General features: G+C 72.6%; 18 protein-coding genes and 1 tRNA gene. 8 read left to right on the forward strand and 11 right to left on the reverse strand.

The window, feature by feature from the left end; all coding sequences use genetic code 11:
• Window positions 1–81 precede the first annotated feature (81 nt).
• The 6 genes from ACGFYY_RS01775 to ACGFYY_RS01800 all read right to left on the reverse strand — a co-directional run bounded on the left by ACGFYY_RS01775 (window position 82) and on the right by ACGFYY_RS01800 (window position 5,793).
• Window positions 82–1,332, reverse strand: coding sequence for an HD domain-containing protein (locus ACGFYY_RS01775; protein ID WP_365266690.1), 1,251 nt, complete (start codon window positions 1,330–1,332; stop codon window positions 82–84).
• Window positions 1,329–2,870, reverse strand: coding sequence for an HD-GYP domain-containing protein (locus tag ACGFYY_RS01780; protein WP_393706575.1), 1,542 nt, complete (start codon window positions 2,868–2,870; stop codon window positions 1,329–1,331). The genes ACGFYY_RS01775 and ACGFYY_RS01780 overlap by 4 nt, the downstream gene beginning before the upstream one ends.
• Window positions 2,871–3,069: 199 nt before the next feature.
• On the reverse strand, window positions 3,070–3,375 hold the full coding sequence (gene rsrA / locus ACGFYY_RS01785) for a mycothiol system anti-sigma-R factor (RefSeq protein WP_030012982.1): 306 nt from the start codon (window positions 3,373–3,375) through the stop codon (window positions 3,070–3,072).
• Entirely contained in the window at window positions 3,372–4,016 is a 645-nt protein-coding gene (locus ACGFYY_RS01790; RefSeq protein ID WP_030385954.1) for a sigma-70 family RNA polymerase sigma factor, read from the reverse strand. Before ACGFYY_RS01790 ends, rsrA begins: the two co-directional genes overlap by 4 nt.
• 288 nt (window positions 4,017–4,304) lie before the next feature.
• Complete coding sequence (locus ACGFYY_RS01795; protein WP_365266694.1) at window positions 4,305–4,955, reverse strand: alpha/beta family hydrolase; 651 nt, start codon at window positions 4,953–4,955, stop codon at window positions 4,305–4,307.
• Window positions 4,956–4,974: 19 nt separating this feature from the next.
• Complete coding sequence (locus ACGFYY_RS01800) at window positions 4,975–5,793, reverse strand: SOS response-associated peptidase (protein WP_365266696.1); 819 nt, start codon at window positions 5,791–5,793, stop codon at window positions 4,975–4,977.
• 53 nt (window positions 5,794–5,846) lie between these two features.
• Between ACGFYY_RS01800 and ACGFYY_RS01805 the strand changes: the two genes are divergently transcribed.
• The 4 genes from ACGFYY_RS01805 (at window position 5,847) to ACGFYY_RS01820 (ending at window position 9,450) form a co-directional block, all read left to right on the forward strand.
• Window positions 5,847–6,560, forward strand: coding sequence for a M50 family metallopeptidase (locus ACGFYY_RS01805; protein ID WP_365266698.1), 714 nt, complete (start codon window positions 5,847–5,849; stop codon window positions 6,558–6,560).
• A gap of 64 nt (window positions 6,561–6,624) precedes the next feature.
• Window positions 6,625–8,004 carry a 3-phosphoshikimate 1-carboxyvinyltransferase gene (gene aroA, locus ACGFYY_RS01810; RefSeq protein ID WP_365266699.1) on the forward strand — a complete coding sequence of 460 codons (1,380 nt, stop codon included), beginning with the start codon at window positions 6,625–6,627 and terminating at the stop codon, window positions 8,002–8,004.
• Between the two features lie 8 nt (window positions 8,005–8,012).
• Window positions 8,013–9,023 (forward strand): ribosome small subunit-dependent GTPase A, encoded by a 1,011-nt coding sequence (rsgA, locus tag ACGFYY_RS01815; RefSeq protein WP_365266701.1) that lies wholly within the window; start codon window positions 8,013–8,015, stop codon window positions 9,021–9,023.
• A gap of 103 nt (window positions 9,024–9,126) precedes the next feature.
• The gene (locus tag ACGFYY_RS01820; protein ID WP_030711657.1) at window positions 9,127–9,450 is read left to right on the forward strand and encodes a multidrug efflux SMR transporter; all 324 of its coding nucleotides are present in this window, start codon (window positions 9,127–9,129) and stop codon (window positions 9,448–9,450) included.
• Here the strand turns inward: ACGFYY_RS01820 and ACGFYY_RS01825 are convergent.
• A complete protein-coding gene (locus ACGFYY_RS01825) occupies window positions 9,416–9,958 on the reverse strand; it encodes a TetR/AcrR family transcriptional regulator (protein ID WP_393706576.1) in 543 nt (180 codons plus the stop codon). The two genes, ACGFYY_RS01820 and ACGFYY_RS01825, sit on opposite strands and share 35 nt — an antisense overlap.
• Before the next feature lie 125 nt (window positions 9,959–10,083).
• On the opposite strand from ACGFYY_RS01825, the gene hisN reads away from it, so the two are divergent.
• Both hisN and ACGFYY_RS01835 read left to right on the forward strand, forming a co-directional pair.
• Window positions 10,084–10,887: a histidinol-phosphatase gene (hisN, locus tag ACGFYY_RS01830; RefSeq protein WP_365266706.1), complete on the forward strand. Its 804-nt coding sequence runs from the start codon at window positions 10,084–10,086 to the stop codon at window positions 10,885–10,887.
• Window positions 10,888–11,057: 170 nt separating this feature from the next.
• Window positions 11,058–11,450, forward strand: coding sequence for a CBS domain-containing protein (locus ACGFYY_RS01835; RefSeq protein WP_365266708.1), 393 nt, complete (start codon window positions 11,058–11,060; stop codon window positions 11,448–11,450).
• A gap of 69 nt (window positions 11,451–11,519) precedes the next feature.
• On the opposite strand, the gene ACGFYY_RS01840 is transcribed toward ACGFYY_RS01835, so the two are convergent.
• A complete protein-coding gene (locus tag ACGFYY_RS01840) occupies window positions 11,520–12,989 on the reverse strand; it encodes a catalase (protein ID WP_393706577.1) in 1,470 nt (489 codons plus the stop codon).
• Between the two features lie 129 nt (window positions 12,990–13,118).
• Between ACGFYY_RS01840 and ACGFYY_RS01845 the strand changes: the two genes are divergently transcribed.
• The gene (locus ACGFYY_RS01845) at window positions 13,119–13,535 is read left to right on the forward strand and encodes a Fur family transcriptional regulator (protein WP_393706578.1); all 417 of its coding nucleotides are present in this window, start codon (window positions 13,119–13,121) and stop codon (window positions 13,533–13,535) included.
• Window positions 13,536–13,671: 136 nt separating this feature from the next.
• Here the strand turns inward: ACGFYY_RS01845 and ACGFYY_RS01850 are convergent.
• Together ACGFYY_RS01850 and ACGFYY_RS01855 are read right to left on the reverse strand one after the other, a co-directional pair.
• Window positions 13,672–13,745 (reverse strand) — tRNA-Met (locus ACGFYY_RS01850).
• 47 nt (window positions 13,746–13,792) lie between these two features.
• Window positions 13,793–14,389 carry a TetR/AcrR family transcriptional regulator gene (locus ACGFYY_RS01855; protein ID WP_393706579.1) on the reverse strand — a complete coding sequence of 199 codons (597 nt, stop codon included), beginning with the start codon at window positions 14,387–14,389 and terminating at the stop codon, window positions 13,793–13,795.
• Between the two features lie 107 nt (window positions 14,390–14,496).
• Here ACGFYY_RS01855 and ACGFYY_RS01860 point away from each other — a divergent pair, with 107 nt between their 5' ends.
• Entirely contained in the window at window positions 14,497–15,573 is a 1,077-nt protein-coding gene (locus ACGFYY_RS01860) for an FAD-dependent monooxygenase (protein ID WP_393706580.1), read from the forward strand.
• 18 nt (window positions 15,574–15,591) lie between these two features.
• On the opposite strand, the gene ACGFYY_RS01865 is transcribed toward ACGFYY_RS01860, so the two are convergent.
• Complete coding sequence (locus ACGFYY_RS01865; RefSeq protein ID WP_393706830.1) at window positions 15,592–17,304, reverse strand: tetratricopeptide repeat protein; 1,713 nt, start codon at window positions 17,302–17,304, stop codon at window positions 15,592–15,594.
• Window positions 17,305–17,611 lie beyond the last annotated feature (307 nt).

Consider the following 17,611-nt stretch of genomic DNA (forward strand, 5'->3'; position numbering starts at 1 on the left):
TGCAGCCTTGCGGACACTCCTACGGTCCCTCTTACTGGCATCCAACCATGCCCACTCGGACGGCCGCTCATTACCCATGGGTTACCCCGGTGGGACGGGCACCACTCTGCCACGCCCGCCCCTGGCCAGAACCCTTGCCAGGCACTCCACGACCTCCGGCTGGTAATCATGCCCGGTGCCCAGGCGGAGCCGCTCCAGGGCGGCCAGTGAGCCACCCGGGTGACGGCTCCCGCCGACCAGATCGTCGTACGCATTCACCGTACGCACGATCCGGGCCGCCGTGGGCTGATCCCGGTACGGATCCGCCTGCCGCTCCACCACCACGGCGACCTCGGCGGGCACTCCGGTCTGCCGGGCCACCTCCCCGCCCAGCTCGGCGATGCGCCGGGCCTCGGCGCCCGGCAGCCCGGCCGTGGCCCCGTCCGGGACCGGGTCGACGAGGGAGAGCTGCCCGATGTCGTGCATCAGGGCGGCGTACTCCAGCACCGTGAGCTCCCGCTCCGACAGGCCCAGCTCCCGGCCGACGGCGCAGCTCAGGGCGGCCACCCGGCGGGAGTGGCCCGGGCGGGTGCAGCCGGCGATCTCGGTGGCGCGGGCCAGGGAGGTGATGGTCTGGCGGTAGGTGGTGCGGATCGCGGTGATCCGGTGGAAGGACAGCTGGGTCAGCAGCAGGGGCACGCTGAAGACGGGTAGGGCCCACAGGCCCGCGACGGCCGTGCCGAGCGCCATCACGACCCCGGTGGCGCAGATCGCCGAGCCGACGCCGAGCTGGGCGCGCAGTTCGTCGCGCAGCACCGGCCCGTACGGCCGGCCGGTCCGGGCTCCGGTGAGCGCGGCGGCGAGCACGGCGTCGCACAGGGCGGTGAGGCCGAGCAGGAAGAGCAGGAAGCCGACGAGGTACGGGCCCTGGCCCACCCACTGCTCCAGCCGGCCCGAGTTGTAGAGCGGCTGGAAACAGGCGGCGGCGAAGGCGACGGTGAGCACCCGACGGGACAGGTGGTCGAGGGCGGGACCCCGGCCGCGGGCGATGTGCGGGACGATCCCGGCGAGGACGGCGGCGACGACCACCGCGACGGTCTGCAGCACCCCGTGGTGGGTGGGCAGGCCGGCCTTCTGGCCGAGCAGGGCGTAGGCGAGGGCTCCGGCGGAGCCGAGCGGTGCGGGGTGACGGCCGAGGAGGTCCCTGCGGGCGAGCTCCCCGACGGTGATCAGGGTGGCGAAGGCCAGGGCGGCGCCGGGCTCGGCGACGCCGTGCCACAGGGTGTGGCCGAGCGCGGCGCCGGTGAGCACTCCGGCGGCCCCGCGCACGGTCCAGGCTGCCGGGGCCCTCATCCGTCCGCCCCGATACCGCCGGCCCCGGTGCCGTCCGCGTCCGGGCCGGACCCGCCGGACCCACCGGACCCGCCGGCCGGCCCGGGAACCGCGGGGACCCTGCCGGGCGGCGGAGCCGGTGCGGCCGGACGGGAGCCCTGCTCCGGCATCCCGGCCAGGGCCGACGGCCGCGCGGCGGGCCCCGGCATCCCCGGGGTGGCGGCACCGGCCGGGATCACCTGGAGGTCCTCGTCCGAGGTCACCACCGGGTGCCAGCCGGTCCGGCCGATCGCGTCGACCAGCGCCCGCACCATCGACGGGTCGAACTGCGCCCCCGCGCACCGTTCCAGCTCCGCGAGGGCGACGGGCACCGGCCGGGCCCGGCTGTACGAGCGGGTCGAGGTCATGGCGTCGAAGGCGTCGGCCACCGCCACCACCCGGGCCAGTACCGGGATCTGCTCGCCGGTGAGTCCGTAGGGATAGCCGGAGCCGTCGACCCGCTCGTGGTGGTGCAGGATCGCGGACCGGGCCTCGCCGAGGAAGCCGATGCCGCGCACCATCTCGTGCCCGTACTCGGGGTGCAGCTCGATGATCCGGCGCTCCTCGGGGGTGAGCGGCCCGTCCTTGCGCAGCAGCCGGGTGGGGACGCCGAGTTTGCCGACGTCGTGCAGGATCCCGGCGATGCGCACGGTCTCCAGCCGGTCCTCGGTCATGCCCAGCTCCCGGGCGATCATCGTGGAGGCCTGCCCGACCCGTTCGCTGTGGCCGCGGGTGTAGCGGTCCTTGATGTCGACGGCCTGGACGAGGGCACGGATGGTGGCCTGGTGGGCGGCGCGCTCGCGGTGGTACTGGGCGAAGACCCAGCAGGAGATGTACATCGGCAGCAGGACGAGCAGGGCGGCCGGGGGCCCGTAGGGGCTGCGCCACATGACGGCCATCATCAGCCCGGCGAGGCCGTGGACGCAGTGCGGGGCGAGGGAGGAGACCACCGACCCGCGCCAGGCGGTGGCGGCCGGTCGGCGTTCGGCGGCGGCCAGGATGCCGCTGTCGAGGGCGGTGAGCACCAGGCAGAAGGCGACGGCGGCGGCCGTCGCGGGGAGCAGCGCGGAGGGGAAGTCGGCCGGTCCCGCGGACGTCCCGGATCCGGTGGCGGGCGCGCCGCCGAGGGTGGCCGGACCGTGCAGGAGCCCGTAGGCCCGGCCCGCGACCCAGGCGGCCGTCGCCTGCTGGGCGCCGTGCCACACGCGGCGTACGCCGGCGGGCCGCCCGCCGACGGTCCCCGCGAGTCCCCCGGGCAGCGCGACGAGCGCGGCGGCGGCGGGTGGCAGCAGGAGGACGGCGGCGAGCACCACGGGGAAGAAGGAGCCGATGCCCTCGGGCACCCGGCCGCCCAGCAGCGGGCAGACCTTGACGAGTTCACAGCCGAGGTAGAGGGCGGCGAGCAGGACGACGGTCGTCCACGGCGTAGCGGAATCCGCGAGGGCGGGGGTGACGCACGCGGTGGCCGCGAGGACGACGCACAGGATGTAGCCGCGCGCCGCCGGCGGAAGTGCCCGCATGGCGCTCTCCTCCCCTGTGCCGTGCACACCGTTCGCCGAATCGAACCAGCACGGAATGGGGAGAATAGGTGGGGCCCCGAGCAAGGCGGGCCATATTTCCGCATTGGGCCATGCGGACGCCCCCGGATTAGCACATTCGGGTGAAGGAAGTGCTGATCCGAGGGCGGCTGTTCAAACGGCCGACCGGTCGGCCGCGGGGTCAGCCGGGAGCGGGATTGTCGGCGGTGACATCGTGGTCGGGCACCGCCTGACCGGACCTGATCAGTTCGATCCGGCCCATCACCTTCGACCGCAGGTCGGTCGGCACGTCGTCCGACCCGCAGCAACGCTTGACCAGCTTCTTCACGGCCTGTTCCAGGCCGTACTTCTCCAGGCAGGGATTGCACTCGCCGAAATGCGTCTCGAACTTCGTGCAGTCACTGTCCGGCATCTCCTGGTCGAGGAACTCGTACAGGTGATCCAGGACCTCGGAGCACTCTGTCTCGTGCGGCTCTCCGCAGCTCATGAGCCCGAGCCTTTCCGGTCGTTCGACTCTCCCGCGCCCGCGGGAACCAGCCCGCGCTCACGGGCATAGTCCTCCAGCATTCCGCGGAGTTGACGGCGGCCACGGTGCAGTCGCGACATGACCGTACCGATGGGTGTACCCATGATGTCCGCGATCTCCTTGTACGCAAAGCCCTCTACGTCGGCAAGGTAGACCGCGATGCGGAACTCTTCCGGAATGGCCTGCAGGGCTTCCTTCACGTCGGAATCCGGCAGGTGGTCGAGCGCCTGCGACTCGGCGGAGCGCAGCCCGGTCGACATGTGCGACTCGGCGCGTGCCAGCTGCCAGTCCTCGATCTCCTCCGCGGCGCTGCGCTGGGGCTCACGCTGCTTCTTGCGGTAGGAGTTGATGAAGGTGTTGGTCAGGATGCGGTACAGCCACGCCTTCAGGTTGGTGCCCTCGCGGAACTGGTGGAAGGACGCGTACGCCTTCGCGTACGTCTCCTGGACCAGGTCCTCGGCGTCGGCCGGATTGCGCGTCATGCGCAGCGCGGCCGAGTACATCTGGTCGAGGTAGCCGAGGGCGTCCCGTTCGAAGCGCGCGTTGCGCTCCAGGGTCGTCTCCTCCGCGTGGCCTTCGTCGGTCCCAGCGACAGGACCCACCTCCTCCGACAGCGTGGCGGCTCCGAAAGCGGATCCGCTCGAATCGGAGAATAGTCGACCTTCCCGGCCCTCCGCCGCCCGAAGCGAGCTGCGCTTGGGCGCCGGCAGCACGGTCCAGTCCAGGTCAGCGGCCTGCCGACGGTTCTGGCTGATGACCTGGGTCATGCGCTCCCTCTCCTCCGACGAGTTCCCGTACGTTCCGACATCCGAGACAACAGAAGGAGCGGGCGGCACATTCCCGGGCGCCGAACGGGTTTTCGGCGTGCGCCGTGACGCGGCCCGCGGGCCTCAGCCGGGGAGCCGTCCGAGCCACTCCCCCACCGCCTCGGTGATCGTCAGGAGTGCTTCCTCCTGGGTGGTGTCGGCCTTCTTCGGCACCGCGAAGCCGTGATCGGCGTGCGCCACCTCCACGAGCTCGTACGGATCCGGCGCGCCCGGCGGCGGGAATTCCGCGGGCCGCCCGAAGGGGTCCCGGTCGCCCTGGACCACGAGGGTGGGGCGGCCGGCCCCGGTCAGCTCCGGGGCGCGCGACTTCTCCGGCCGACCCGGCGGGTGCAGCGGGAAGGCCAGCGCCAGCACCCCGGCGGCCCCCAGCTCGGCGGCGGTCCGGCAGGCCACCCGGGCCCCGGCGCTGCGCCCGCCCGCCACCACCGGCAGCCCGGGCTCCGCGAGCGCGGGCCACAGCCCGCGCCATCCCTCGTCCAGCACCTTGGGCGCGGCGGCGACCTTCTTCCCGGCGACCCGCCAGGGCTGTTCCACGAGAGCCACCGTGATCCCGCGGGCGGGCAGGGCGGCGGCCAGGGCCTGGAGGTCGCGGGCCTCGATGCCGCCGCCGGCGCCGTGGCTCACGGCGAGCACGAGTCGCGGCTCCGGCGCGCGGTGCCAGGTGATGCGGGCCTCGCCCGCCGGGGTGTCGACGCTCTGGGTACGCGGGGTCATGCGTCCCATCCTGCCCGGCTCAGAAGAGGGTGCCCTCCTCCGGCGCGGCCAACTCCGTCAGCAGCTCCGGGCCGTTGTTGCGCACGCTGCTCACGGCGGTGGACACCGGGTAGGCCCGCATCAGCCCGCCGGGCGGCGGGGCGAGCAGCTCGCGCAGCGAGCCCTCGGTGTCGGAGTTCGCCGGGTCCAGCCAGGCGTCCCAGCGGTCCGGCGTCAGCATCAGCGGCATCCGCGGGTGGATGTCGGCGAGCGAGCGCGGCCCATCGGCGGGGGCCACGCCCAGGGGACCGGTCTCGGCCTCCGTGGTGATCACCGAGCAGGTGACCCACCAGGAGAGCGGGTGCTCGTCGGGCAGGGTCCGGTCGCGCCAGAACTCGTATATCCCGGCCATGGCGAAGACGGAGCCGTCGGAGGGGAGCACGAAGTAGGGCTGCTTGCGGGCCCGCTTCTTCTTGCCCTCCACCTCCAGCTGCCGCTCGTCGTGGGCGGTGACCCACTCGTAGTAGCCGTCGGCGGGGACGATGCAGCGGCGCTGCGCGAAGGGCCGGCGGAAGGACGGCTTCTCGTGCAGGGTCTCCGACCGGGCGTTGATCATCCGGGCGGCGCCGTCGGGGTTCTGGGCCCAGGAGGGGACCAGTCCCCATTTCAGGACGCGCAGCTGGCGAACCGGACGTGGGTGCGAGGCGTCTTTGAGGGGACGGTCGAGGACCACGTGGACCTCTTTCGTCGGCGCCACGTTGAAGTCGGGGGCCAGGGCCTCCTCCGGCTCCCATTTCTCGATGCCGAAGGCCTCCACGAGGTCCTCGGGCCTACGACTCGCCGCATACCGTCCGCACATGGCTGTCACACTGCCATGCCAACCGCACCTCACCGCAAGGAGTCCGCCACCTTATGGACAGCAGCACGACGGCCGGTCTGTGGGACCGGCTCACGGGCATACAGACCACGCCCGACCTGTGGCTGGTGATCACGACGGGGCTGGTCGCGCTGGCCGCGGTGGGGCCCCGCCCGGTGTGGCGGCTGTCACGCAACGCGATCACCATCGCGCACGAGGGCGGGCACGGGCTGCTGGCGCTGCTGACCGGTCGACGCCTGAGCGGGATACGGCTGCACTCCGACACCAGCGGGGTCACCGTCAGCCGGGGCCGGCCGACCGGGCTGGGAATGATCCTGACCGCCGCGGGCGGTTACACGGCGCCCTCGCTGCTCGGGCTGGGCGGGGCGGCGCTGCTGTCCGCGCACCGGATCACGCTGCTGCTGTGGGCGGCCACCGCCCTGCTGCTGGTGATGCTGGTGATGATCCGGAACGCGTACGGGGCGCTGACGGTGGTACTGACCGGCGGCACCTTCCTGCTGGTGTCCTGGCTGACCCCGGCCGAGGTGCAGGCCGGTTTCGCCTACCTGGTGGTGTGGTTCCTGCTGTTCGGCGGGGTCCGGCCGGTCTTCGAGCTGGGGGCCAAGCGGCGGGGCGGCGCGGCACCCGATTCCGACGCCGACCAGCTCGGCCGGCTCACCCACCTGCACCCGGTGGTGTGGCTGCTCTTCTTCCACGTCGTCGCGCTGTGCTCGCTGATCGGCGGCGCCCGCTGGCTGCTCGCCCTGTGACCGCTCCCTGAGACGGGGCCCGGATCAAGATCTGGGGTCGGGGGAAGCCACTAAAGTGGTGGCCATGACCGAGACCCCCGCGCTCCCTGCCCTCTGGCCCGCTCCGCTCGCCGATGGGACGGTCCACGCCACCGTCGCGGTGCCGGGATCCAAATCGGTCACCAACCGGGCCCTCGTGCTCGCCGCGCTCGCCGCGGAGCCCGGCTGGGTGCGCCGCCCGCTGCGCTCGCGCGACTCCCAGCTGATGGCCGACGCGCTGCGCGCGATGGGCGTCGGCATCGAGGAGACCGTCTCGTCCAGCTCCGCCGGTGCCGGCGCGAGCGGCGAGGCCTGGCGGGTCATCCCGGCGGCCCTGCACGGCCCGACGACCGTGGACGTCGGCAACGCCGGCACCGTCATGCGCTTCCTGCCGCCCGTGGCCACCCTCGCCGACGGCGACATCCGCTTCGACGGTGACCCGCGTTCCTACGAGCGGCCGCTGGGCCAGGTCATCAGCGCCCTGCGCACCCTCGGCGCCCGGATCGACGACGACGGCCGGGGCGCGCTGCCCATGACCGTGCTGGGCGGCGGGGCCCTGGAGGGCGGCACGGTCGAGATCGACGCCGGCAACTCCTCGCAGTTCGTCTCCGCGCTGCTGCTCTCCGCCCCGCGCTTCAACCAGGGCGTCGAGGTCCGGCACGTGGGTGGCAACCTCCCGTCGATGCCGCACATCCGGATGACCGTGGAGATGCTGCGCGCCGCGGGCGCCCAGGTCGACACCCCCGAGGCCGGGGGCGAGAAGGACGTGTGGCGGGTCACCCCCGGCGCGCTGCTGGGCCGCGACATGATCGTGGAGCCGGACCTCTCGAACGCGCAGCCCTTCCTGGCCGCCGCCCTGATCACCGGCGGCACGGTCACCGTCCCGGACTGGCCGCGCCGCACCACGCAGCCGGGCGACGCGCTGCGCCGGATCTTCACCGAGATGGGCGGCTCCTGCGAGCTGACCGACGCGGGCCTGGTCTTCACCGGCACCGGCAAGATCCACGGGATCGACGTGGACCTGAGCGAGGTCGGCGAGCTCACCCCGGGCATCGCGGCGGTGGCGGCCCTGGCCGACTCCGAATCGGTGCTGCGCGGTGTCGCGCACCTGCGGCTGCACGAGACGGACCGGCTGGCCGCGCTGACCAAGGAGATCAACGGGCTCGGCGGCGATGTCACGGAGACCGCCGACGGTCTGCGCATCCGGCCGCGCCGGATGCACGGCGGCGTGTTCCACACGTACGACGACCACCGGATGGCCACCGCGGGCGCGGTGATCGGCCTGGCGGTCGAGGGTGTGCAGATCGAGAACGTGGCGACGACCGCGAAGACCCTGCCGGACTTCCCGAAGATGTGGACGGACATGCTCGCCGGGGACGTGGACGGCTCCGGGGCGCCCGGTGCGGGTACGGGAGCGGGAGCGTAGGGCCCGTCATGCGCAGGTACGGCAAGCACACCGACGAGGACGACATCCGCCAGCGCCCGAACCCCAAGGGCAACCGGCCTCGGACCAGCATCCGCCCCAAGCACGAGGATGCCGCCGAGGGCTTCGTCCTCACGGTGGACCGCGGCCGGCTGACCTGTCTGGTCGAGGGCCGTTCGGTGCACGCGATGAAGGCCCGCGAACTGGGCCGCAAGGCGGCGGTGGTCGGCGACCGGGTCTGGATCGTCGGTGACCTGTCCGGCAAGAAGGACACCCTGGCCCGCATCGTGCGGATCGAGGAGCGCAAGTCCGTCCTGCGGCGCACCGCCGACGACGACGACCCGTACGAGCGGGTGGTCGTCGCCAACGCCGACCAGTTGGCCATCGTGACGGCCCTGGCCGATCCGGAGCCGCGGCCCCGGATGATCGACCGCTGCCTGGTGGCGGCGTACGACGCCGGGCTGGAGCCGCTGCTGGTGCTGACCAAGTCGGACCTGACCTCGGCGGACAAGATCCTGGAGATCTACTCCACGTTCGGCCTGAACTATGTGGTGACCAACCGCGAGGAACTGGCCACGGGCGACGCGGCCGACCGCGTCCGCGAGCGGCTGACCGGCCGGATCACCGCCTTCGTCGGACATTCGGGCGTCGGCAAGACCACCCTGGTGAACTCGTTGGTCGCCGAGGGCCGCCAGCGCGCCACCGGGCACGTCAACGCGGTGACCGGCCGCGGCCGGCACACCACCACCTCGGCGTTGGCGCTGCCGCTGCCGAGCGGCGACGGCTGGGTCATCGACACCCCGGGCGTGCGCTCGTTCGGCCTGCACCACGTGGATCCGTCCCGGGTGATCCTGGCCTTCCCGGACCTGGTGCCGGGGACCGAGGAGTGCCCGCGCGCGTGCAGCCACGACGAGCAGGACTGCGCGCTCGACAAGTGGGTGGAGGACGGCCACGCGGACCCGGCGCGGCTGTATTCGCTGCGCCGACTGCTGCAGACGCGCGAACGCCGCGAGGGCGACTGACCGTCGGGCGGAGATCCGGCCGCGTTTGTCGAGGGCTCTGTCTGGATAAATGCATAATCGCACCAAGTGACGCGATGTCACGTGACGCGGGGAGGCATTCGACATGGCGTGGCTGCTGGTCGTGGTCGCCGGACTCCTGGAGACCGGTTTCGCGGTCTGCCTCAAGCTCTCCCACGGATTCACCCGGCTCGGGCCGACCATCGCCTTCGCCTGCTTCGCACTCGGCAGCTTCGGTCTGCTGACCCTGGCGCTCAAGAAGCTGGACGTGGGGCCGGCGTACGCGGTGTGGACGGGCATCGGCGCCGCCGGGACGGCGATCTACGGCATGGTCTTCCTCGGCGACCTGGTCTCCACCCTCAAACTCGTCTCGATCTCGCTGGTCATCCTGGGTGTCATCGGGCTCCAGCTGTCCGGGTCGGCGCACTGAGCATCCGGCGCAGCTCGCCCGGGCCCGGCTCCTCCCCCGGGGCGATCACGTAGGACAGGGCCAGGCGTACGGCGAGTTCGCAGCGCTGCGGGCCCTCCCCCGGCGTCAACGCGGCGGCGGCCCGGTCCCGGACCGCCCGGGCCAGCTCGCCGGGGCCGGGTGCCCGGCGGCCCGCCGCGGGCAGCCCCGCGTCCCAGGCGCCGGTGAGCAGGGCCCGTACGAGGGGCTGGGCGCGGGCCGCCCGTACGGTCCACTCCGCGACGGCGGCGAGCCGCTCGGCGGCCCGGTCCGGGGCGGACAGGAGCCGGTCCACCCCGTCGAGGTAGCGGTCGGCCTCGCGGCGGACCAGGGCGCGGCCCAGGCCCGCCTTGCCGCCGAACTCGTTGTAGAGGGTCTGCCGGGACACCCCGGCCGCGGCGGCCACGTCGACCATCCGCACCTGTGGCCAGGGGCGCGCCGAGAGCGCCGCTCCCGCCGCCTCCAGCAAGGACTCCCGGGCTGCCGGCATCCGCGCCTCCCCGTTCGGCTCTCCCCGGCCAGAGTTGACGGGTCGCCAGATCCTGTCAAGGGCGCGTGGGGGCCGCACCGTGGACAGCGTTGGTCGGGCTCCGGGAGTCTCGATACTGTTCGGGCATGCCCGAGTATGACGATGACCTGCGCCTTGCCCTCGAACTCGCCGACGCGGCGGACGCCGCCACGATGGAGCGGTTCCGCGCCCTCGACCTGCGGGTCGAGACGAAGCCGGACATGACCCCGGTGAGCGAGGCGGACAAGGCGGCCGAGGAGATCATCCGGGCCGGTATCACGGCCGCGCGTCCGGGCGACGCCGTCCTGGGCGAGGAGTACGGGCTCCGGGGCAGCGGTCCGCGCCGCTGGGTGGTGGACCCGATCGACGGTACGAAGAACTACGTGCGCGGGGTCCCGGTCTGGGCGACCCTGATCTCCCTGATGGCCGAGGACGCCGACGGCGAGTTCCGTCCGGTGGTCGGCGTGGTGTCCGCGCCCGCGCTGGGCCGCCGCTGGTGGGCGACCAGGGGCGGCGGCGCCTTCGCGGGCGGCGCGCTCGGTGGGACCACCGCCATCGGTGTCTCCGAGGTGGGCGGGCTGGGCGACGCCTCGTTCGCGTACTCCTCGCTGAGCGGCTGGGAGGAGCAGGGCCGGCTCGCCGGGTTCCTGGACCTGACCCGGCGGTGCTGGCGGACCCGCGGCTACGGGGACTTCTGGCCGTACATGATGGTCGCGGAGGGCTCGCTGGACCTGTGCGCGGAGCCGGAGCTCAACCTCTGGGACATGGCGGCGATCGCGGTCGTGGTCCAGGAGGCGGGCGGCCGCTTCACCAGCCTGGACGGCGTGGACGGGGTGCACGGCGGGAACGCCGCAGCCTCGAACGGGCTGCTGCACGCGGAGATGTTGGAGCTGCTGCGCCCGCGCGCCTGACGGCCCCGAGCGCCCGTCGCGCTCCGTCACGCGCCTTCTTGTCGGCCCTGCGGGTCCGTGGGAATCTGATACTCCCCACGCTTGTGCGCTTGTGAAGCGTTTCTCTTGAGGCGGCTCCGCCGGCGCACCCACCCGGGCGGGGGGACTCACCCCAGGAGGTGGCTCTCTTCATGCTCGTCCGTGACGCCATGAGCACCGTGATCCTCACCCTCGGACCCGCGCACACCCTCCGACAGGCGGCCTGCCTGATGTCCGGCCGGCGCGTCGGCGCGGCCGTCGTCCTCGACCCCGACCACAGCGGAATCGGCATCCTGACCGAGCGCGACATCCTCAACTCGATCGGCGCGGGCCACGACCCGGACCGGGAGTCCGTCGGCGCGCACACCACCAACAACGTCGTGTTCTGCACCCCGGAGGCCACCGTGCAGGAAGCGGCCGAGGCGATGGCCCACGGTGGCTTCCGGCACCTGATCGTGCTGGAGCACGGCGGACCTGTCGGCATCGTGTCCGTACGGGACGTCATCCGTTGCTGGGTCCCGGTACGGCGCACGGTCCCCGCGTGAAACGACGCCGGGCCGCGACCCTCCGAGGAGGGTCGCGGCCCGGCGTCCTACGACGGCAAGCGCTCCGTGTCAGCCGCGGAGGGCCTGGACCGCGGCGTCGAGCCGCTTGCCGAAGTCACCGTCCGCCTGGCGGAAGTTGTTGATCGCGCGCTCGACGATGTCGTCACGGGAGACCTTGGCGATGAAGCCGGACAGGTTCTCGATCAGGCGGGACTTCTCGTCCTCCGAGTACAGGCGGTACAGGTTGCCCGCCTGGACGAAGTCGTTGTCCTCGCTGTGGACGGCGGCGGCGTGGTTGCCCGTGCCACCGGTCACCTCGATGGGCTGCCACAGCGGGCGGTCCGTCTGGTGCGGGCCGCCGAAGCTGTTCGGCTCGTAGTTCTTCGCGCCCTTGTGACGGCCGTCGTACAGGTAGCCGTCGCGGGAGTTGGTGCGCGCCTCGGTGGCGTGCGGGCGGTTCACCGGCAGGTGGTCGGCGTTGATGCCGACGCGGTAGCGGTGGGCGTCGCCGTAGCCGAAGAGGCGGCCCTGGAGCATCTTGTCCGGGGAGGGACCGATACCGGGGACGAAGTGCGCCGGGGAGAAGATCGACTGCTCGACCTCGGCGAAGACGTTCTCCGGGTTGCGGTTGAGCTCCAGCTTGCCGATCTCGATCGGCGGGTAGTCCTCGTGCGGCCACACCTTGGTGAGGTCGAACGGGTTGAAGCGGTACTGGGCCGCCTCGGCCGCGGGCATGATCTGGACCTGCACGGTCCAGCTCGGGAAGTCGCCGCGCTCGATGGACTCGCGCAGATCGCGCTGGTGCGAGTCGGGGTCCTCACCGGCGAGCCGGTTGGCCTCGTCCTGGGTGAGGTTCTTGATGCCCTGGTCGGTCTTGAAGTGGTACTTGACCCAGAAGACCTCGCCGGCCTCGTTGTTCCACTGGAACGTGTGCGAGCCGTAGCCGTTCATGTGGCGGTAGGACGCCGGGATGCCGCGGTCACCGAACAGCCAGGTCACCTGGTGGGTCGACTCGGGCGACAGACCCCAGAAGTCCCAGACGTTGTCCGCCTCCTGCGAGCCCGTGTACGGGTCGCGCTTCTGGGTGTGGATGAAGTCGGGGAACTTGATGGCGTCCTTGATGAAGAACACCGGGGTGTTGTTGCCGACGAGGTCGTAGTTGCCCTCTTCGGTGTAGAACTTCAGCGCCCAGCCGCGGGGGTCGCGGACCGCGTCGGCGCTGCCGAGGTTGCCCGCGACGGTGGAGAAGCGCAGGAAGGTCTCGGTCTCCTTGCCGACCTCGGACAGGAACTTCGCCCGGGTCCACTGCGAGACGTCGCGGGTGAGCGTGAAGGTGCCGTACGCGCCGGCGCCGCGGGCGTGCACCACGCGCTCCGGGATGCGCTCGCGGTTGAAGTGCGCGAGCTTCTCGAGGAGCAGCTGGTCCTGGACCAGGACGGGGCCGCCGAGGCCGGCGGTCTCGCTGTTCTGGTTGTCGGCGACCGGCGCTCCGGCCTCCGTGGTGAGCGGTCCCTGCGTCACGTGCGCCTCCTGCGTCATTCCCTGCGTCCTGTCCTTGGCGTCTGCCGTGACCGATCCTACGATGGACTTTGTCTAAGTCAAGTAAGAATCCAAGTCCGCATCGATTCGGGAGTTACACCGAGTCCCCTCGCTGTTAGGCTGGTGTCCATGAGTGACCTGCTGGATCGACTTCGCGGACGTGGCTGGCGCATGACGGCGCAGCGGCGCGTCGTGGCCGAGGTGCTCGACGGCGACCACGTGCACCTGACGGCCGACGAGGTGCACGCGCTCGCGGTGGCCAAGCTGCCCGAGATCTCGCGCGCGACCGTCTACAACACCCTGGGTGAGCTCGTCAGCCTCGGCGAGGTGCTGGAGGTCTCCACGGACCGCCGCGCCAAGCGGTACGACCCGAACGCCCACCGACCCCACCAGCACCTGGTCTGCGCCCGGTGCGGCGCGATCCGCGACGTGCACCCGGCGGGCAACCCGCTGGCCGACCTGCCCGACACGGAACGCTTCGGCTTCGTGGTGTCGGCCGTCGAGGTGACGTACCGCGGGGTCTGCCCGAACTGCGCGACCGCCTGAGCACAGACACACAGACACACGAAAGGGCCCGGACCCCTCGGGGGTCCGGGCCCTTTGCGTTCGCCTTCGTACAGGCGGAAACGGCCGGAAACGACTCAGGGCCCGGATCCATAGGATCCGGGCCCTGAGCCTTCAGTAGCGGGGACAGGATTTGAACCTGCGACCTCTGGGTTATGAGCCCAGCGAGCTACCGAGCTGCTCCACCCCGCGTCGGTGAACCCAACGTTACGTGAAGGCCCACGGCAGATGCAAATCGGTTAACCGGCCAGCCCGCGGTGCAGGAGCGAGGTCAGCGTCTCGACCACCTCGTCGTCGTCGAGCCCGGCCCCGCCGGTCATGGCGGCGTACCCCAGCATCGAGATCATCGCCCCCATCGCCGCGGCGACCAGCTCGGGGTCCCCAGGCAGCTCACGGCCCTGTTCGCGCATGTACGCGAGGTGCTCGCGCAGCGGCGCGGTGTCCCCCAGGAGCCGCCCCCAGGCCTGCCCCGAGCCGGGCGGCTCGGCCATGGACTTCTGGAAGAGGGCGACCACGACGGGCAGATGGTCCCGGAAGATCCGCCAGGTGACCGCTACATGCGTCCGCAGCTGCGCCCGGTCGGAGAGGTCGTGCTCGCGGGGGTGGTCATGGGCGCCGACCTCGACGTCCACCTGGGCCCCCATGTCCGCGAGCAGCGCGTCCAGCAGCTCGTCCTTGCCCGCGAAGTGCTCGTAGAACGAACCGGTGGACCGGCCGGCGGCCTTGGTGATGTCGGTGATCTTCGTCTGCGCGTAGCCGCGCTCCAGGAAGAGGGCCCGCGCCGCCTCCTTGAGCGCCGCCTCCGTGCCGGCCGCCCGCTCCTTGCGCACTCCCACCGCGATCTCCGTTCCCACTTGACGCCGTCTTCCGGACCTCATCATACTGAACCAAGTTTCACCGAATCGAAGTTCAGTGAATGTAAATTCAGCGAAAGAGGTAGGTCATGCGTGTGTCAGTCATCGGGGGCGGGGTCGCCGGAGCGGCGAGCGCGATCGCCCTGCGCCGCGCGACCGGCGCGGAGGTCACGGTCCACGAGGCGTACGAGGACCCGGCCGGTCAGGTGGGCTCGTTCCTCAGCCTCGCCGTCAACGGGATGCGGGGGCTGGACGCGCTGGGTTGCCTCGCCGAGGTCCAGGCGGCAGGGTTCCCGGTCGCCCTGCAGCGGATGTGGTCCTCCTCGGGCAAGCTCCTCGGGGAGGTGCCGCGCGGCCGGCTCGCCTCGGACAGCCTGCACAGCACGACGCTGCTGCGCGGGCGGCTGGTGGAGGTGCTGCGCGCCGAGGCGGTCCGGGCCGGCGCCCGCATCGAGACGGGGCGGCGGGTGGTCCCGGCGGACCTGGACGCGGACCTGGTGGTGGCGGCCGACGGCATCTGGTCCGCCACCCGCTCGGCGCTGGACCCGGCGGCGCCGGCGGTGCGGTACGCGGGGCTCTACAGCGTCTCGGGGGTCTCCGCGGGCGTGCGCCTCACGCCAGGGACCTACCACTTCGTCTTCGGCCGGCGCGGGGCGTTCCTCTGCGTCCCGGCGGCGGACGGCACGGTCTGGTGGTCGGCCCAGGTGCCCTCGCCGGAGCCGCCGGACCCGGGGGAGGTCACCCAGGACCTGCTGGCGGAGCTGTACGGCAAGGAGGAGCTGCCGCTGTCCCTGATCCGGGCGGCGACCCGCGTCGACCGCCCCCTGCCGATGCACCGGCTGGCGGACGTGCCCGTCTGGCACGACGGGCGCACCGTACTGATCGGCGACGCCGCCCACCCGGTCGGGGCCGGACAGGGCGCGTCGATGGCGATCGAGGACGCGGTGGCCCTGGCGCGCTGCGTGGCGGACGCACCGGGCGTGGCCGGCGCCCTGGCCGAGTACACCCGCGTACGTCGACCCCGGGTGGCCCGGATGACCCGGGCCGCGGCGACCAACCGCGACTCGAAGACCCCGGGCACGGTCCAGCGCCGCGTCAACGACCTGCTGATGCCGCTCGCCTTCCGGCACGTCTACGCCCGCTCCACCTCCTGGCTCTACCGCTGAGAGCCGGAGGAGACACCCCTAGGCCGAGAGTTCCTCGGCCAGGGCCTCGCGGAGTCGGGCCGCGCGCTGCGAGACCTCGGCCGGGCCCAGTTCCATGGCGCGCACGCACCACTTCTGGCCCTCCGCGAGGTCCCCGTGGCGGGCCGCCAGCAGGCCGAGGCGCAGGGCGGCGCGGCCGTGGCCCGCCACCGCGGCGCGGGTCCACCACAGGGCGGCCTCCGGCTCGTTGCCCTCACGGGCCAGCAGCAGCCCGAGGTTGAAGGCGCCGTTGCGGGAGCCGGCTTCGGCCGCCTCCCGGTACCAGCGCGCTGCGGCCGCCAGGTCGCCACGGGCGGCGGCCAGCATGCCGACCCGCACCTGGGCCCGGCGGTGGCCCAGCTCGGCGGCCCGCTCGTACCACTCCTCGCTCTCGGTGCGCGGGGCGCCGCCCACGGGCTCGCCCAAGGCCACCGGCTCCGGCGGCGGGGCCAGCGACTCCAGCAGCGCGGCCAGGCGGAACGCCGCCTCCGCGCTGCCGCCGCCCGCCGCGCAGCGCAGGTGCCGCTCGGCCGCCCGGTCCTCGCCGTCCCGCACCAGCGCGATGCCGACCTGCAGCGCCGCGTCGGTGTGACCGGCCGAGGCGGCCCGCTCGTACCACTTCAGCGCCGTCCGGTCCTCGTCCCGGCTGGCGAACAGGATGCCGAGGTTGAAGGCGGCGTCGACGCTGCCCGCCTCGGCCGCCTTCGAGAACCACGGCTCCGCGCCCGCCGCGTCCCCGCCCTGGAGCAGCAGGATCGCGAGCGCGTTGGCCGCCTCGCGGTGACCGGCGTAGGCGGCGCGCCGGTACCACTGCTCGGCCTGTGCGGTCCGGTCCTGTGCAACGCACAGCAGAGCAAGGTTGTACGCCCCGTTTTGATCGCCCGCGTCCATGGCGGTCCGGTACCAGCGCTCCGCGGTCTGGGTCTCGCCGCGCGCGGCGTGCAGCGCGCCCAGCGCGTTGGCGGCGTTGCCGTCACCGTCCTGCGCCGCCCGGTGCCACCACACGGCGGCACTCTCCTCGTCACCGGCGTCGCGCAGCAGGAAGCCGAGCGCGCACGCCGCACGCGCCTCCCCCTGCTTGGCGGAGGTCAGGTACCAGCGCCCGGCCTCCTTGAGCTCGCCGCGCGCCTCCAGCAGGGCGCCCAGGTGCAGGGCGGCCCGCCGGTGGCCGCGCGCGGCGGCCTGCCGGTACCACTGCTCGGCCTCGGTGGGGTCGCCCTTGCGCAGGTGCCTCGCCAGTCGGTACGCGGCTTCGCGGTGCCCCTGTTCGGCGGCAGCGCGGAACCACCGCTCGACACCGTTGTCACCGCGGTGCTCCAGCAGGTCCGCAAGCCCGTAGGCACCCAGCGCGTGGCCGGACTCGGCCGCCTGCCGCATCCAGTACTCGGCGGCGGGCTCGTCCCCGCGCTCACGGAAGTAGCGGCCGAGGGCGTGCGCGGCGGGGGCCGATCCGGCGACGGCGGCGACGCGCCACCAACCGGCCGCGTCCTCGGGGTATCCCCGCTGGTGGAGCAGCACGCCGAGGTTGTTCGCGGCGGCGCGGTCCCCTTCACCCGTGGCTCCCCGCAGGTAGGGTTCGGCACCGTCGAGGTCGCCGCGGCGCAGCAGCAGCGCACCGAGCACGCTCATGGCTCCGGGGTCGCCCTTGTCGGCGGCCACCCGGTGCCGGGCTTCCAGCTCGGCGTCGCTCGCCGCGTCGGTCTCGGCGAACATCTCCTCAGCGAGATCCGCATCGGTCAGTGCGGTCTGTGCGTCGACGACCGGAGCCGCCCCCTCGGCCTCTGTGTCCGTCCCGGACTCCGCCCTCACAAACCGCCCTGTCTCCAGCAGAGTTGACCTGTCCCCCATGAATCCCATCGTCGCATCACCTGCTACCCGCGTACACCTGGTATGTCGCAGCCAGTGAGGTCACTACAGCGTTTTGTCGACATGCCCACAGTGGGGTAAGTCAAACACGCTCCACCCACAAGTCACCCTCCCCGGCTACCGCGTGTCCGCTCCGGACATGACGAAGGCCCGG

Source organism: Streptomyces sp. NPDC048331, assembly GCF_043201215.1.
Taxonomy (GTDB): Bacteria; Actinomycetota; Actinomycetes; order Streptomycetales; family Streptomycetaceae; genus Streptomyces.

Coding starts and splice junctions, on each gene's coding strand:
- ACGFYY_RS01800 (WP_365266696.1), bottom strand. CDS start 5,793: ATGTGCGGACGGTATGCGGCGAGTCGTAGGCCCGAGGACCTCGTGGAG.
- ACGFYY_RS01845 (WP_393706578.1), top strand. CDS start 13,119: ATGAGTGACCTGCTGGATCGACTTCGCGGACGTGGCTGGCGCATGACG.
- ACGFYY_RS01865 (WP_393706830.1), bottom strand. CDS start 17,304: ATGTTCGCCGAGACCGACGCGGCGAGCGACGCCGAGCTGGAAGCCCGG.
- ACGFYY_RS01795 (WP_365266694.1), bottom strand. CDS start 4,955: ATGACCCCGCGTACCCAGAGCGTCGACACCCCGGCGGGCGAGGCCCGC.
- hisN (WP_365266706.1), top strand. CDS start 10,084: ATGCCCGAGTATGACGATGACCTGCGCCTTGCCCTCGAACTCGCCGAC.
- ACGFYY_RS01835 (WP_365266708.1), top strand. CDS start 11,058: ATGCTCGTCCGTGACGCCATGAGCACCGTGATCCTCACCCTCGGACCC.
- ACGFYY_RS01775 (WP_365266690.1), bottom strand. CDS start 1,332: ATGAGGGCCCCGGCAGCCTGGACCGTGCGCGGGGCCGCCGGAGTGCTC.
- ACGFYY_RS01840 (WP_393706577.1), bottom strand. CDS start 12,989: ATGACGCAGGAGGCGCACGTGACGCAGGGACCGCTCACCACGGAGGCC.
- ACGFYY_RS01780 (WP_393706575.1), bottom strand. CDS start 2,870: ATGCGGGCACTTCCGCCGGCGGCGCGCGGCTACATCCTGTGCGTCGTC.
- ACGFYY_RS01820 (WP_030711657.1), top strand. CDS start 9,127: ATGGCGTGGCTGCTGGTCGTGGTCGCCGGACTCCTGGAGACCGGTTTC.
- ACGFYY_RS01805 (WP_365266698.1), top strand. CDS start 5,847: ATGGACAGCAGCACGACGGCCGGTCTGTGGGACCGGCTCACGGGCATA.
- aroA (WP_365266699.1), top strand. CDS start 6,625: ATGACCGAGACCCCCGCGCTCCCTGCCCTCTGGCCCGCTCCGCTCGCC.
- rsrA (WP_030012982.1), bottom strand. CDS start 3,375: ATGAGCTGCGGAGAGCCGCACGAGACAGAGTGCTCCGAGGTCCTGGAT.
- rsgA (WP_365266701.1), top strand. CDS start 8,013: ATGCGCAGGTACGGCAAGCACACCGACGAGGACGACATCCGCCAGCGC.
- ACGFYY_RS01860 (WP_393706580.1), top strand. CDS start 14,497: ATGCGTGTGTCAGTCATCGGGGGCGGGGTCGCCGGAGCGGCGAGCGCG.
- ACGFYY_RS01825 (WP_393706576.1), bottom strand. CDS start 9,958: ATGCCGGCAGCCCGGGAGTCCTTGCTGGAGGCGGCGGGAGCGGCGCTC.